The 13,402-nt window shown below is 43.6% G+C and carries 17 protein-coding genes; 1 reads left to right on the top strand and 16 read right to left on the bottom strand.

Annotation, left to right across the window (positions count from 1 at the left end):
* Positions 1-100: 100 nt before the first annotated feature.
* From ndk to V756_RS0114195, 15 genes are all read right to left on the bottom strand, one after another.
* Entirely contained in the window at positions 101-550 is a 450-nt protein-coding gene (gene ndk, locus V756_RS0114265; protein ID WP_081719866.1) for a nucleoside-diphosphate kinase, read from the bottom strand.
* Positions 551-664: 114 nt separating this feature from the next.
* Entirely contained in the window at positions 665-1,627 is a 963-nt protein-coding gene (gene hepT, locus V756_RS0114260) for a heptaprenyl diphosphate synthase component II (protein ID WP_024715245.1), read from the bottom strand.
* 25 nt (positions 1,628-1,652) lie between these two features.
* Entirely contained in the window at positions 1,653-2,354 is a 702-nt protein-coding gene (gene menG, locus V756_RS0114255; protein ID WP_024715244.1) for a demethylmenaquinone methyltransferase, read from the bottom strand.
* Positions 2,355-2,360: 6 nt separating this feature from the next.
* Positions 2,361-3,116, bottom strand: coding sequence for a heptaprenyl diphosphate synthase component 1 (gene hepS / locus V756_RS0114250; RefSeq protein ID WP_024715243.1), 756 nt, complete (start codon positions 3,114-3,116; stop codon positions 2,361-2,363).
* Positions 3,117-3,279: 163 nt separating this feature from the next.
* Positions 3,280-3,507: a trp RNA-binding attenuation protein MtrB gene (gene mtrB / locus V756_RS0114245; RefSeq protein WP_003225517.1), complete on the bottom strand. Its 228-nt coding sequence runs from the start codon at positions 3,505-3,507 to the stop codon at positions 3,280-3,282.
* Between the two features lie 21 nt (positions 3,508-3,528).
* Positions 3,529-4,101, bottom strand: a complete 573-nt coding sequence (gene folE, locus V756_RS0114240) for a GTP cyclohydrolase I FolE (protein ID WP_024715242.1) — start codon at positions 4,099-4,101, stop codon at positions 3,529-3,531.
* Between the two features lie 187 nt (positions 4,102-4,288).
* Entirely contained in the window at positions 4,289-4,567 is a 279-nt protein-coding gene (hbs, locus tag V756_RS0114235; protein ID WP_003153447.1) for a non-specific DNA-binding protein Hbs, read from the bottom strand.
* A 371-nt stretch (positions 4,568-4,938) separates the two neighbouring features.
* A complete protein-coding gene (spoIVA, locus tag V756_RS0114230; RefSeq protein WP_024715241.1) occupies positions 4,939-6,417 on the bottom strand; it encodes a stage IV sporulation protein A in 1,479 nt (492 codons plus the stop codon).
* Positions 6,418-6,599: 182 nt separating this feature from the next.
* Complete coding sequence (locus V756_RS0114225; protein ID WP_024715240.1) at positions 6,600-7,334, bottom strand: YphF family lipoprotein; 735 nt, start codon at positions 7,332-7,334, stop codon at positions 6,600-6,602.
* A 21-nt stretch (positions 7,335-7,355) separates the two neighbouring features.
* Entirely contained in the window at positions 7,356-7,559 is a 204-nt protein-coding gene (locus tag V756_RS0114220) for a DUF2768 domain-containing protein (RefSeq protein ID WP_024715239.1), read from the bottom strand.
* Positions 7,560-7,899: 340 nt separating this feature from the next.
* A complete protein-coding gene (locus V756_RS0114215; RefSeq protein WP_024715238.1) occupies positions 7,900-8,937 on the bottom strand; it encodes an NAD(P)H-dependent glycerol-3-phosphate dehydrogenase in 1,038 nt (345 codons plus the stop codon).
* Between the two features lie 17 nt (positions 8,938-8,954).
* Positions 8,955-10,265: a ribosome biogenesis GTPase Der gene (gene der / locus V756_RS0114210; RefSeq protein WP_024715237.1), complete on the bottom strand. Its 1,311-nt coding sequence runs from the start codon at positions 10,263-10,265 to the stop codon at positions 8,955-8,957.
* Between the two features lie 153 nt (positions 10,266-10,418).
* Positions 10,419-10,613 (bottom strand): capping complex subunit for YIEGIA, encoded by a 195-nt coding sequence (locus tag V756_RS0114205; protein ID WP_024715236.1) that lies wholly within the window; start codon positions 10,611-10,613, stop codon positions 10,419-10,421.
* Positions 10,610-11,503, bottom strand: coding sequence for a YIEGIA family protein (locus V756_RS0114200; protein WP_024715235.1), 894 nt, complete (start codon positions 11,501-11,503; stop codon positions 10,610-10,612). The genes V756_RS0114205 and V756_RS0114200 overlap by 4 nt, the downstream gene beginning before the upstream one ends.
* Positions 11,500-12,099, bottom strand: coding sequence for a YphA family membrane protein (locus V756_RS0114195; protein ID WP_024715234.1), 600 nt, complete (start codon positions 12,097-12,099; stop codon positions 11,500-11,502). The genes V756_RS0114200 and V756_RS0114195 overlap by 4 nt, the downstream gene beginning before the upstream one ends.
* A gap of 77 nt (positions 12,100-12,176) precedes the next feature.
* Here V756_RS0114195 and V756_RS01000000122430 point away from each other — a divergent pair, with 77 nt between their 5' ends.
* Entirely contained in the window at positions 12,177-12,308 is a 132-nt protein-coding gene (locus tag V756_RS01000000122430; protein WP_032682112.1) for a YpzI family protein, read from the top strand.
* A gap of 43 nt (positions 12,309-12,351) precedes the next feature.
* Here V756_RS01000000122430 and fni read toward each other — a convergent pair whose 3' ends face one another.
* Positions 12,352-13,401 (bottom strand): type 2 isopentenyl-diphosphate Delta-isomerase, encoded by a 1,050-nt coding sequence (gene fni / locus V756_RS0114185; RefSeq protein ID WP_024715233.1) that lies wholly within the window; start codon positions 13,399-13,401, stop codon positions 12,352-12,354.
* Position 13,402 lies beyond the last annotated feature (1 nt).

Genomic DNA, 13,402 nt, shown 5'->3' with positions numbered 1-13,402 from the left:
ATGGAACCCTTTATTCACTTCAATGTAAACCTTTACAAGAAAAATCAAAAAAACCGGCGGTGTTACATGATGCCGGCTCTGTAGCTTATTTTCACAATGATTAATAGATCCAGCCTGCCATGAGCTGCTGATATGATACTAATTCTTCATTCTTAAAGAAAATGTTAATCTCACGTTCTGCACTTTCGAGAGAATCAGAGCCGTGGATGATGTTTTTTCCGACAAACATGCCATAATCTCCCCGAATCGTGCCAGGTAGAGCTTCTTTAGGATTTGTCTTTCCGATCAGCTGTCTCGTCACTTCAATGACATTTTCGCCTTCCCACACCATTGCGAATACAGGTCCTGAAGTAATAAACTCAACGAGCTCTCCGAAGAAAGGCTTCCCTTGATGTTCAGCGTAGTGTCTCTCAGCCATTTGTTCAGTCACTCTCATTAGCTTGGCGCCAGCTAATTGTAAGCCCTTACGTTCGAATCTGGATAAAATGTCACCAATGAGCTGACGTTGGACACCGTCTGGTTTCACCATGATAAAAGTCTTTTCCATCATATTCTCCACCCCATCATTATGTATGTATAGGCTTTACACTGCACACCGAAATCGTAACATCTTTCTGATTATTAATCAATCCGGGGCGGAGAAAATTCTTAATATCTACAAAAATTAAAATTTTCTTTTACCAATATATTTCGCGATGGCTGCAAGAGATGAACGTGCGCGCCCTCTAGGAAGCGTGTTTAATTTCTGGAAGGCTTTCTGCAAATACATTTCGCTTACTGCCATAGATGCTTCAATCGCATCTGTTTTTTTGATTTCTTCAATGATCGGTTCGAGCTGTTCCTGCGTTGTCTCACTGTTAATCAATTTAAGCTGGTTCTTTAGTGCTGGATTTTTCAAGGCGTACAGCACTGGCAATGTGACATTCCCTTGAAGCAAATCTCCTCCAACGGGTTTTCCCAGCTCTTCTTCAGTTGAGGTGAAATCCAGAATATCATCAATGATTTGATAAGACATGCCGACATAATACCCAAACCAGTACAGTGCCTTATGAACCTTTTCATCTGCTCCGGACGCAATAGCACCAAGCTGGCAGCTGACTGCAATCAGGAGGGCCGTTTTACGTTTGATCCGGCGGAGATATGTTCTGAGATTTTGTTCCATGTTGTATTTGTCTTTGATTTGCTCAATTTCTCCAAGACACACTTCAACAATCGTTTGTGACAAAATCCGATGGGCTTTCGGCTCGTTAATTCTCGTCATCATTTCAAGAGATCCCGCCAGCATATAATCGCCTGTGTACATCGCAATGCGATTGTCCCATTTTGCTTTGATTGTCGGCTTTCCTCTGCGAAGCTCAGCATCATCAATGACATCATCATGTACCAAAGAGGCCATGTGAATCATTTCCAGAGTGACGGCGACATATTTAATCTTATTAATATCGTAATCGCCAAACATGCCGGAAAGCAGCACGAAAACAGGCCGAATGCGTTTTCCTCCTGCCTGCAGCAGATGAAGACCCGCCTCGCTTAAAAGCGGGTAGTCAGAACGTACGGTTTGTTCAAGCTCTCGTTCGATCACATCAATATCGTCATTTAAAAAAGAGTAGGCCATTTTAAATTTCATATCATTCACCCAAACATCTGTGTTTTCATTTCCATCCGATATGCGTGGCAGCGACTCCGCCAGTAAACGAATGATATTTGACATTTTTTAAGCCCGCCTCTTCAAACAGGCCTGCCAGTTCCTTCATTCCAGGAAATTCACTGGCTGATTCTTGAAGCCAAGAATATTCTTTATAGCTTTTGGCAAACAGTTTACCGAAAAACGGCATAATATACTTAAAGTACATAAAGTAAGCCTGTCTGAATCCGAACATTTCCGGCTGGGATGTTTCCAGACATACCACCTGGCCGCCCGGCTTTACCACACGTCTCATCTCTTTCAGTACAGTCAAGTAATCAGGGACATTGCGGAGACCGAAGCCAATCGTGACATAATCAAATGTATCATCATCAAAAGGAAGCTCCATCGCATTGCCGTGCAGCAGTTCAATTTGGCTGAATCCGCCAGCTTTTACTTTCTGCTGGCCGACACTCAGCATATTTTCACTGAAGTCTAAGCCCTTGACCTCGCCGGTTTTGCCGGCTGCTTTTGCAAGAGCGATCGTCCAGTCAGCTGTTCCGCAGCAGACATCAAGTGCCTTGGCGCCTTCTTTGACATCCATGATGCGCATCGTTTTGTCGCGCCATTTTTTATGCTGCTGAAAACTGATGACAGAGTTCATTTGGTCGTAGTTTTTGTATATCTTTTCAAATACTCCGTGTACGCGCTGTTCTTTTGAGTCCTGCATAATGGTTTACCCTTCTTCCACTTTCTGATGATAGGTTTGATCTTGGCTGATTGTCTTCAGACGGTTTAATAAAATATGCTGAATAGGTGAATTTAGAGGCAAAAGTGACTCAATGCTGTTTTTCGCTTTTTTAAAACAATCTTCCAGTATCTCTTCTTTTGTTTTTCCAAGCTGTATAAAACTGCCGATCACATCCAGAAATGTATCATTCCCGTTCATAAGCCGCTTCAATACAAAAAAATCACTCGACAGCTTTTTCCAGCGAGGGAGATTGAAGTGTTCTGCCACCCGATGGAATAAAGCTGATTCAACGATGCCGACACTTTCAAAAAAATCATGTTCGTCCTTAAAAGAACGGTCATACAGACGAATTTTATGTTCATTGATTTCTTTGATGGCTGTAGCAAGCGTCCTAATCATGTAGATATCCTTCATTTCAGATAGTAAAGAGTAGTACAGCCCGCTAAAATAATCGCCTGCGAGAACAGTCAATTGGCGGTTTTTGTTTTCGTCTCGTTTTATGACTCTGGCTGTCGTCACTTCATCATGGGTATCAAGGGCGCTTTGTACAAGCATCGCTGTTACAATATAATTTTCTCTATCGTTGTTTTTTATGTCAGCTTCTTCAAATAAAGCATGAAAAAGAAGAAGCTTATCCTCATCAATTTTCGGCGCGGAAATATGCTTCGCTAAATAAGGATGAGACAGCTTTTGTTTTAATTTCGTGTTCAAATTGGCTAAAGTTCCGTAGATGTCTTGCAAAAATATCACCCTTGTCCCCAAATTCACATTTATTTCTAATCTATGTATGAGTTTTATCTTTTCATTCACTTACGCAGGTATCATTATAGCATAAAAAAAAGAAATTGGCTGTATCGTCCCGCTGTTTGCGAGCATTTTGCTTTTAACAGCGGGGACAGCCAGCTTATTTTTTTTCGCTTTTCATTTCTCCGTATGCGGTTTGAATGAGTGCTTCTCCTCTGACTTTAATGGCAGAAGTATGCTCTGTAAACTGAGCGATGATCACTTCTCCCTTGTCGAGTTTTTCGGAATGGTGAAACTTTGTGTCTGTTCCCCTTGTCAGGCCGATCACGTTCACTCCGTCCTCAACCGCTTTAATGACGACAAAATCACTTGAATGCTTTTCGTTCATTTATAGCACCCTCTATCTTTATTAGTCCTGGCGTTTAATGTGTTCCAATACTTCCGCACGGGCAGCGGCATCATCTTTAAAAACGCCTCTGACTGCTGAAGTGACAGTTTTTGCACCCGGTTTTCTTACACCGCGCATCGTCATGCACATGTGTTCTGCTTCAACCACCACCATTACGCCATGGGGGTCAAGCGTTTCTACAATGCTTTCCGCAATTGTAGACGTGATACGTTCCTGAAGCTGCGGACGCTTTGCAACGGCTTCAACGGCACGTGCCAGTTTGCTGAGTCCTGTGACCTTCCCGCCTCGCGGTATATATGCAACGTGTGCTTTTCCATAAAAGGGAACAAGGTGATGCTCACACATAGAATGAAACGCGATATCTTTTACAAGAACAAGCTCCTCATGGTTTTCACCGAAGACAGTCTGGAAATGTTCTTTTGGATCTTCATTCAAGCCGGAGAATACCTCGGCATACATCTTTGCGACTCTTTTCGGAGTATCAAGAAGCCCTTCTCTATTTGGGTCTTCTCCGATCGCTTCTAAAATTTGACGAACAGCTTGTTCGATTTGCTCTTTATTAACTTCTTTCATGTTCTATGTCCTCCACCAATGAATACATTTAATTTCGATTCTAGCACACATGCCCCGCTAAAAGCAAAGTGAATGCCCTGCCAGAAAGCCCAGGCCCTTGAAATATGAAAAGCCCCTTAGAAAGGGGCTTTTTTGTGAAGAAATAAAGTGTATGTAAGCTAGATGCATACACGATCTATATTCACAATTATTTTCCGGCAACTGCGTCTTTAAGCGCTTTACCTGGTTTGAAAGCAGGTACTTTGCTTGCTGGAATTTCGATTTCTTCACCTGTTTGAGGGTTGCGTCCTTTACGTGCAGAACGTTCACGCACCTCGAAGTTACCAAAACCGATCAGTTGGATTTTATCACCGTTTTTAAGTGCATCTAAGATCGTATCAAAAACAGAGTCAACTGCTTTTGTAGCGTCTTTTTTAGACAATTCGCTTGCTTCTGCAACCGCATTGATAAGTTCTGTTTTGTTCATGCCTTTCACCTCCTCCCAAAAGGAAAGTTAAGTTCGTTTATCATCATTTCTTCACAGTTCAGTCTGATTCTAAACCTGTCTCAGAAAAAATCAGAGCAGGCAAGAGAAAGACAATAAAACGGCTTTTTAAGAAAAACTGCACTCTAAGGAATGTTTGTCCAACAAAGTGAAGAATTTCTGTATGTAGAGTAACACATATAAAAAGCCATATCAAGCATTTTAAAGCGTCAATCCCTTGCTCGTCAAGGATTTAACGTGATTTACCGAACAAATATTCCTTTTTTTCCTTTTTTCATCCTATTCCTTGATCCTTTTCCATTATTAAGAGCAAAGAAAAAAGACCTCCCATTCTATAAAGAGGTCTTCCGGCATTACAGGATGATGGCGATTAAACCGCCTGAGCCTTCATTTATGATTCTTTCTAACGTTTCTTTTAATTTGTACCGTGCGTTCTCAGGCATTAATGACAGCTTTGCCTGAATTCCTTCCCTCACAATTGAGCTCAGTGATCTTCCGAAGATATCGGAGTTCCAGATGGAGAGCGGATCATCTTCAAAGTCCTGCATTAAATAGCGTACAAGCTCTTCGCTTTGTTTTTCCGTTCCGATAATCGGCGCAAATTCGCTTTCGACGTCTACTTTGATCATATGGATCGACGGAGCGACAGCTTTCAGCCTCACACCGAATCGTGAGCCCTGCCGTATAATTTCCGGCTCATCGAGACTCATATCAGTTAAAGCAGGTGCTGCAATACCGTATCCAGTCTGTTTGACCATTTTTAAGGCATCTTGCACTTGATCATACTCTGTTTTCGCATGTGCGAAGTCCTGCATGAGCTCAAGCAGGTGATCTCTTCCCCTGATTTCAACCCCGACCACTTCTTTCAGGATTTGATCATATAAATGGTCCGGCGCGTATAAATCAATTTCAGCCACCCCTTGGCCCAGTTCAATTCCGGCTAATCCCGCACTTTCAATGAACTCAAACTCGCTGAATTGGCCGACAACCCTGTCAACGTCTCGGAGACGCTTAATATCCTTAACGGTCTCCTTCACGGATTCCTGGTAGCTTTCACGCAGCCAATGGTTTTCTTTCAGCACCATTACCCAGCTTGGAAGATTGACATTCACTTCAAGCACCGGAAACTCGTAGAGAGCCTCTCTGAGCACACTCAGCACATCTGTTTCCCGCATGCTTTCCACGCTCATTGCCAATACCGGGATATCATATTTTCCGCTTAAATCCTGGCGCATGGCTTCTGTTTCCGGGTGATATGGCCTGACCGAGTTGATGACCATAATAAAGGGTTTGCCAACCTCTTTCAGCTCTTCAATGACCCTTTCTTCAGCCTCTATATAGTCACTTCTGGCGATATCTCCAATGGTGCCGTCTGTCGTAATGACAACCCCGATGGTCGAGTGTTCCTGAATGACTTTTCGCGTGCCGATTTCAGCAGCCTCATGAAATGGGATCGGTTCTTCGTACCAAGGCGTGTTGATCATCCGCGGCCCGTTTTCATCTTCATATCCTTTTGCGCCGGGCACTGTGTAACCTACACAATCTACTAATCTTATATTGACATCGAGTCCGTCTGACACGTGAACAGACATCGCCTGATTCGGAACAAATTTAGGCTCTGTAGTCATAATCGTTTTGCCGGCCGCGCTCTGCGGCAGTTCATCCTGCGCACGGGCCCGGTCTGCTTCGTTACTGATATTCGGGAGCACCACAAGCTCCATAAATTTTTTAATGAACGTGGATTTCCCTGTACGGACAGCACCTACCACTCCTAAGTATATATCGCCTCCTGTTCGTTCAGCGATATCCTTGAAAATATCGACCTTTTCCAAGTGATCCCCTCCCGGACTTCCTATCCTTATCAATTTTATTAAGCTCTTTCAATCAAACACAGGACACTATATGTGTATGACGTTGTCCTATTTCAATATGACAGTTTTAGAAAATTTCCCATCCTCAATCTATCAAAGTATAAAAAAACCTTTCTCCCTATTTGTATGCACCGGAGAAAGGTTCATTCCTTTTTCATATCATTTTCTAAAAAAACAGGTTCCTGTTTGTCATTTACCGTATAATTCACAGAAAATGCGGGGACAAAGGGGGTTTCTTGCCAGATCATATCCTGAATTTCCGCCCCGGGTTTAAACGTTTTTTTGTTTTTTTTGAGGCAAGAAGCGAGCTCAGTCCGGTAATCGGCATATATTTCTCCGTTTCCGTCAATCATGAGCGGCAAGGAATTTCCTGAGATTGGGCTTGTCACTGTAAGAGAGCTTCCATCCCCGAGCTTCTTCCCATCAAGTGTAAACAAATCGCGTGACAGCACCTCTTTGTAAGGCGGATATTGATGTTTCTGGCGGTACATTTGGACACGTAATTTTACGTCGCGGATTTGTTCAGCCATCTTGAGATCAATCAATTTAACAGTCGGATCGTTCTCTACGTCAACAAGCACGTATTGATAGTCTCCCCCGCTTTCATATGCCGTGCTTGGGGGCTCGGCCATATATCTCGGTGCTAAACGTTTAAAGTCAATCGGATATTTTTGATAAATCGGTGTCGACATATCTTTTGTTTGAATGGGAAGCAGCCCCCCATTTGCCTTTTGAAATTCATCAACAGCAGACTGAACCTGCTTTAGCTGGTCCTGATAAGGAATAGCGTGCCCACTGCTTTTCCGCTCATTTGGATATAGACAGCCGGATAAAAACACGACGGCTGCAAAAATCATAGCGCACTTCAGTTTACCCATACAGCACTTCCTTTTACAGCTTTATTCATTGACAGGGCCGCTGAAGACCACGACAAACACAATAATTCCGGATATGAGCATACACATGTAAGCGAATGACGAAACCGCAATCTTCAGAAAACGGCTTCGGAACTTAAAGCGGCTCAAATAGATGGAAGCTACAGCCAAAAACATCAGACCCATAGACCCTAGTGCAAACCACATTTTCATCAATGCCAGACTCAATGACCTGCGCCTCCCCGATATGTATGATGTAAGCGTTATATTTTAATTTTAATATACAGCCCCAGAAAAGATCAACCAAATTTTCCAGCCTTTGATAGAACAAAAAAAACTGAAGCAAAGAGGGGGACCTTCGCTTCAGTCAACTTGACTATATTCACCTGCACGTTTAAGAAACACTCTCTTGGACTTCGATGCTATAGTATGCGATTTGGCATACAGATGCATCCTCTATTGCCTAAATCGGCAAAATGTTTCAGGAGATCCCAAGACTTGGGTGTTCCTCTGTTTTTTCGGGCTTTCGTTCAATTAAGATATGCGGTCTTCCATACGATTGATACATTTACTTCACTTGATTTCCAAACGTATTGACCAGATCCTCCATCTCGTGGGTTTTAACTCTCGCCATTAAAGATTCAACAGCAGTTTCTACTTTTTGTCCATTAAATAGAACTTGATGGAGCGCTTCTGTAATTGGCATTTTCACATCATATTTCTTCGAAAGCTGGTAAGCCGCTTTTGTCGTCCGGACGCCTTCGACTACCATTCCCATCTCTTCAAGAACATCTTCAAGCTTGTACCCTTTTCCGAGCAAATTGCCGGCACGCCAGTTTCTGGAATGGACGCTTGTGCACGTCACAATCAGATCGCCTACTCCAGTCAATCCAGAAAACGTTAAAGGATTCCCGCCCATTTTCGTTCCGAGTCTCGCAATTTCAGCAAGTCCGCGCGTAATCAAGGCAGCTTTGGCATTGTCGCCATACCCTAAACCGTCTGTGATTCCTGCGGCAAGGGCAATAATATTTTTTAAAGCCCCACCGATTTCAACTCCGATAATGTCAGGATTTGTGTACACACGGAAATTGTGATTAATAAATAAATCCTGCACCTCTTCTGCAGCCCGTATGCTTTTTGAAGATGAAGTAACGGTCGTCGGATGCCGCAGCCCAACTTCTTCCGCATGGCTCGGACCAGAAAGGACAACAATATCTTTTCTGACATCGCTCGGGAGCTCAATTTCCATAATCTCAGAAATCCGCAGAAGCGAATCAGGCTCTATCCCCTTGCTGACATGAACAAAGACTGCCTTTTTCGTTAAAAAAGGCACGGCCTGTCTCAGCACTTCCCGAATTGCTTTTGTCGGAACCGCAACGATAATGAAATCTGCATCCGAAACAGCTTTATCGATATCCGTTGTTGCCTCTATTGATTCTGGAAGCTTGACGTTCGGCAAATAGTCCTTATTCTCATGCTGATCATTGATTTGATGAATCAGATCTGCACGGTGGCCCCACATGGTTACATGGTGATGATTATCGGCTAACACTAAAGCCAATGCCGTTCCCCAGCTTCCCGCTCCGAGCATAGTGACTCTTTTCATATTTGCTTCACACCTTTTTATTTTCTAGCTCTTGCAAATATTTTAATTGGTGTCCCCTCAAAACCGAACGCATCTCTGATTCGGTTTTCTAAAAAGCGTTCGTACGAAAAATGCATCAATTCCGGATCGTTTACAAACACAACGAAACTCGGGGGCTTCACAGCCACTTGAGTCGCATAATAAATTTTCAAACGAGAACCGTTATGAGTCGGCGTCGGATTCATTGCCACCGCATCCATGATGACATCGTTTAAGACATTCGTCTGCACTCGAAGCGAATGGTTTTCGCTTGCTTTGATAATCGCAGGCATCAGCGTATGGATCCGTTTTGTCGTTAAGGCTGACATGAACAGGATTGGCGCATAATCAAGAAATTGAAAATGGTCACGAATATTTTCTTCAAATTCTTTCATCGTGCTTTCATCTTTGTCAACGGCATCCCATTTGTTTACGACGATCACGACAGCCTTGCCCGCTTCGTGCGCATAACCGGCGATGCGCTTGTCCTGTTCAATAATGCCTTCTTCGCCATCCAGAACAACCGCAACGACTTCTGAGCGGTCGATTGCTTTCAGCGCGCGCAGCACACTGTACTTTTCAGTCGTTTCATAGACTTTCCCTTTTTTTCGCATACCGGCAGTATCGACAATGACAAACTCCTGCTGATTGTACGTAAACGACGTATCAACAGCATCTCTTGTCGTTCCTGCCACATTGCTCACAATGACGCGCTCTTCGCCGAGCATCGCATTCACAAGTGACGACTTTCCGACATTCGGACGCCCGATGAGACAAAATTGAATCACTTCTTCATCGTATTTCGTTTCAGGAATGTTTTTAAAATGCTCTGCAGCGGCATCCAGTAAATCACCCAGTCCGAGTCCGTGTGTTCCCGAAATAGGATACGGCTCGCCAAAGCCAAGCGAATAAAAATCATAAATATTCGCTCTCATTTCTGTGTTATCCAGTTTATTAACCGCCAAAACAACTGGCTTTTTCGTGCGGTACAAAATTTTCGCTACTTCTTCATCAGCAGCTGTCACGCCTTCACGGCCGTTCACCATAAAAATAATGACGTCCGCTTCATCCATGGCGATTTCTGCCTGCTGGCGAATTTGCGCTAAGAACGGCTCATCACCGATATCAATACCGCCAGTATCAATCAAATTAAAATCATAATTCAGCCACTCAGCCGAGCTGTATATCCGATCCCTTGTCACTCCAGGGGTATCTTCTACTATTGAAATTCTTTCTCCCGCAATCCGGTTAAAGATTGTGGATTTTCCTACATTTGGTCTCCCGACAATGGCTACGACAGGTTTACCCATAGTACCCTTCCTTTCGATCCAGCCGCTTTCATTTTTACATAAATTTTCAACCGGTTATTAAAATCATTTCATTCACTTTTATGAAAAGAAACCCTTCAGAGGAAGGGCTTAACTCATTTATTATATCAGTTTTTACTGGGATCACAACTATTCTTAAAAATGTTTCACGATCAAATACACGTCATCTCCAATTCTATGCGCGATTCCATCAAGGATCGCTTCTAGATTTTTGGCGAAAAGCTCCATCTCCTTTTGGTCATTGCAAAAAAAGACAGGTGCTCCTCCTGCAGCCCGGTTCCTGTTCGTCGTGATCACAGACAAAATCACATTCGTGAGAGATTCACTCATCCTATCACCTTATCCTGGTCCTTGATAAATTCCGTCGGCATTCTGATTGCGTTTTCCAAGGTAGGAACATTGCTGATGATCTGAACTGCCGTGTCGGGGTGATGAATTTGCGGCAGAACAAAGACTGCCACTCTCCCATCATTTAAATCCCGTTTTGCAATCGGTGTCAATGACGGCTCGCCTGAGTCACGATAAACCCCGAGCACATTGGAAACGTCAAATAGAATAGCTTGGCGCTGCCCTAAGTTGGCAATCGTGGCTGCTGAATTAAAATTTTTTGGCGTTAAAATAAAGCCCATGCCATACTTTAAAATCAGCTCCTGTTTCTCAGAAAGCCCGATATTCATCATATAAATATTATCAACGAACAAACCCGGACCGTCAAAGTGAGGCTGTATGTACTTGATGTCTACAATATCCTTCAATACACTGCCCGACATAAATTTCATCGCCAGCAAAAAACAAACAACAGCTGCTATGACCGCAGCCCAAATAGATAAAAACACATACGCAGAGGTTGTCAAAAGCGATGTGAAAATCACTATGTAATTTCTGCTTTCAAACGCAATGGCAATCCCCTCAATATATGTGCTTCCCCTTGAGACAAGTTCATTCGAATCCATTTGCGTCAGCGTGTTTCTCTCCATATTTCGGACATCTCTAAATTGCGTCGCTGCCAATGTTAAAAATGTGATAGCCGTAAATTCCTCTTGCAAAAGCGCCGGCATAATAATGGCCCCTAAACCAGCCGCTATCAATCCTAAAGCGACGTGAATGACTTTTCCATGAATATAGGTGGGATACTGCCGGTAATCCGTTTTCAGCATATAAAGCCTTGTCGCAACTCCGGCAATCACTCCGGCGATAATCGGATAGATGTAATCACTCATGACATTTTGGTAGCTCCTTTATTAGATCTCTTGCTTTTTTGACCGATTTGGCTTGCGAGCTGTTCGTATTTGGATATGCCGAATAACAATATCATTCCCGCGGAACACGTATTCAGCCATTGAAAACCGCCGACAGCCAAAGTCCCGGCCAACTTCTGAATCACAATTGAATACACCAGTTCGCCTTGGCACATCCCTAGGACAAATAAGGCAAGCTGCTTCTCGAAATCCCTTTCCACCGAGGCGGTCAAAAGCGCTAATAATATAACGGCAGCCCACTCAGGTTTTATGATGAACCAAACCGGATCATATAATGCAAACAGATAGACAAACGCATACCCGCCAACAAGCGTCAGAAAGACCATGAGATATCGAAAACGATACATCCCTAAATACCCGGCATAGACACACACGAAGATGAAAAACATCAAAAAAGCAGCATTCAGGGAAAAATATAAAGGAATGTCATGTATGCTTAGAATGATATTAGTCAAAATAAAGACAGAGACGGCAAATCGTCTTTTCGTTTTTTCAAAAATAAAGGTTGTCAGAACCCATAGAAACCACATTGACCAATAGTAATAAAATTGTTCCATTTCGCTTCCTCCATACCCCCAGTATGGAGCCTAAGCTTATTTTTTAAACAATCCATCTCACATAAAGGAGCATGATCATGGGAAAAGACAGGCAGGAGAAAAAACTCAAAGCTTCACGCAGAGTCGAATCAGATCGCGATCAATCCATTCACTATGACGGTGCGACAAGCCTTGAACAAAACGGAAGGTTCAAAAAGCGGAAATCTTAATACACAAAAAGCCCAAAACTCATATGGTTTTGGGCTTTTTTATTTATCGCACGCTATAGCTGGACGTAGCGATCCCTCTTTCTGTGAGCCAGTGATGGGTTTCACCTTTGATCACAAGAGGCGCCTTTTGCAAATCAGCAATCGTTCTGGCCCCCAGCACGGTCATAATCATTTTTAATTCCTCAAGGATCAGCTGAATTTCCTCAAGCAGTCCTTCCTCCCCGCTGCCAGTCAGCGCTTTTAAAAAATGTCCTGCCATTCCGGTGCAGCATGCCCCAAGCGCAATTGCCTTTGCCACATCAAGAGCATCCTGCAGGCCGCCAGACGCGATCATTGCATTGCCGGGAAACACATAGCGGATTTCCGCCAAACTCGCAGCTGTCGAAATGCCCCACGAGTTAAAAAAGCTGATGTGCCGCTGCCTTCGGAGATTTTCGATTTTCGAGAAATTTGTCCCTCCGTAACCGCCAATATCAACCGCTGCTGCACCAGCTTCATACAGCTTCCCTGCCGATTCTTTGCTCATACCAAAGCCGACTTCTTTCACAATGACTGGCACACTGACCTCGCTGCAAATCTGCTCAATGCGGTCCAGAGCGCCGCTAAAGCTTCTGTCCCCTTCAGGCATCACAATTTCCTGAATCACATTCAAGTGAATCTGCAGGGCATCTGCTTCAATCATATCAACTGCTTCCTTTGCCTGATCTGCTGTCGCCTCACTTCCAAGGTTGGCAAAAATCAGTCCAGTTGGATTTTCCTTTCGAACGATTTCATACGAAAAACGCTCTGAGGGATCTTTTAATGCTGACATTTGCGATCCGACAGCAAGAGGTATTCCGGCCTGACGAGCCGCTCGTGCAAGCGATTTATTAATTTCATATGTATGTTGTCCGCCGCCGCCAGTCATTGCATTGATAAAAATCGGCGAACTGCTTGAAAGTTCGCCGATTTTAGTGGAAATATCTACTTGTTCTAATGCAAGATCGGGCAGACTGACATGAACTAACGTAATATCATCAAGACCTGTTTCCCGTTTTTGGCCGGTTGACAGGGCATGATTAATGTGTTGTCTTTTCCGTTCTGCTCGAGTCACG

Origin of the sequence: Bacillus tequilensis KCTC 13622, assembly GCF_000507145.1 — a bacterium.
GTDB lineage: Bacteria > Bacillota > Bacilli > Bacillales > Bacillaceae > Bacillus > Bacillus tequilensis.
The sequence above is the reverse complement of the archived record's forward strand: the minus strand, read 5'-3'. Positions and strand labels throughout refer to the sequence as shown.

What these genes read in the sequence shown, in the direction of transcription:
- V756_RS0114200 (WP_024715235.1), bottom strand. Translation starts at nt 11,503, where the DNA reads ATGAGTGATTACATCTATCCGATTATCGCCGGAGTGATTGCCGGAGTT.
- V756_RS0114225 (WP_024715240.1), bottom strand. Translation starts at nt 7,334, where the DNA reads ATGGGTAAACTGAAGTGCGCTATGATTTTTGCAGCCGTCGTGTTTTTA.
- menG (WP_024715244.1), bottom strand. Translation starts at nt 2,354, where the DNA reads ATGCAGGACTCAAAAGAACAGCGCGTACACGGAGTATTTGAAAAGATA.
- hbs (WP_003153447.1), bottom strand. Translation starts at nt 4,567, where the DNA reads ATGAACAAAACAGAACTTATCAATGCGGTTGCAGAAGCAAGCGAATTG.
- ndk (WP_081719866.1), bottom strand. Translation starts at nt 550, where the DNA reads ATGATGGAAAAGACTTTTATCATGGTGAAACCAGACGGTGTCCAACGT.
- V756_RS01000000122430 (WP_032682112.1), top strand. Translation starts at nt 12,177, where the DNA reads ATGGGAAAAGACAGGCAGGAGAAAAAACTCAAAGCTTCACGCAGAGTC.
- V756_RS0114195 (WP_024715234.1), bottom strand. Translation starts at nt 12,099, where the DNA reads ATGGAACAATTTTATTACTATTGGTCAATGTGGTTTCTATGGGTTCTG.
- V756_RS0114215 (WP_024715238.1), bottom strand. Translation starts at nt 8,937, where the DNA reads ATGAAAAGAGTCACTATGCTCGGAGCGGGAAGCTGGGGAACGGCATTG.
- hepT (WP_024715245.1), bottom strand. Translation starts at nt 1,627, where the DNA reads ATGAAATTTAAAATGGCCTACTCTTTTTTAAATGACGATATTGATGTG.
- mtrB (WP_003225517.1), bottom strand. Translation starts at nt 3,507, where the DNA reads ATGAACGAAAAGCATTCAAGTGATTTTGTCGTCATTAAAGCGGTTGAG.
- folE (WP_024715242.1), bottom strand. Translation starts at nt 4,101, where the DNA reads ATGAAAGAAGTTAATAAAGAGCAAATCGAACAAGCTGTTCGTCAAATT.
- der (WP_024715237.1), bottom strand. Translation starts at nt 10,265, where the DNA reads ATGGGTAAACCTGTCGTAGCCATTGTCGGGAGACCAAATGTAGGAAAA.
- V756_RS0114205 (WP_024715236.1), bottom strand. Translation starts at nt 10,613, where the DNA reads ATGAGTGAATCTCTCACGAATGTGATTTTGTCTGTGATCACGACGAAC.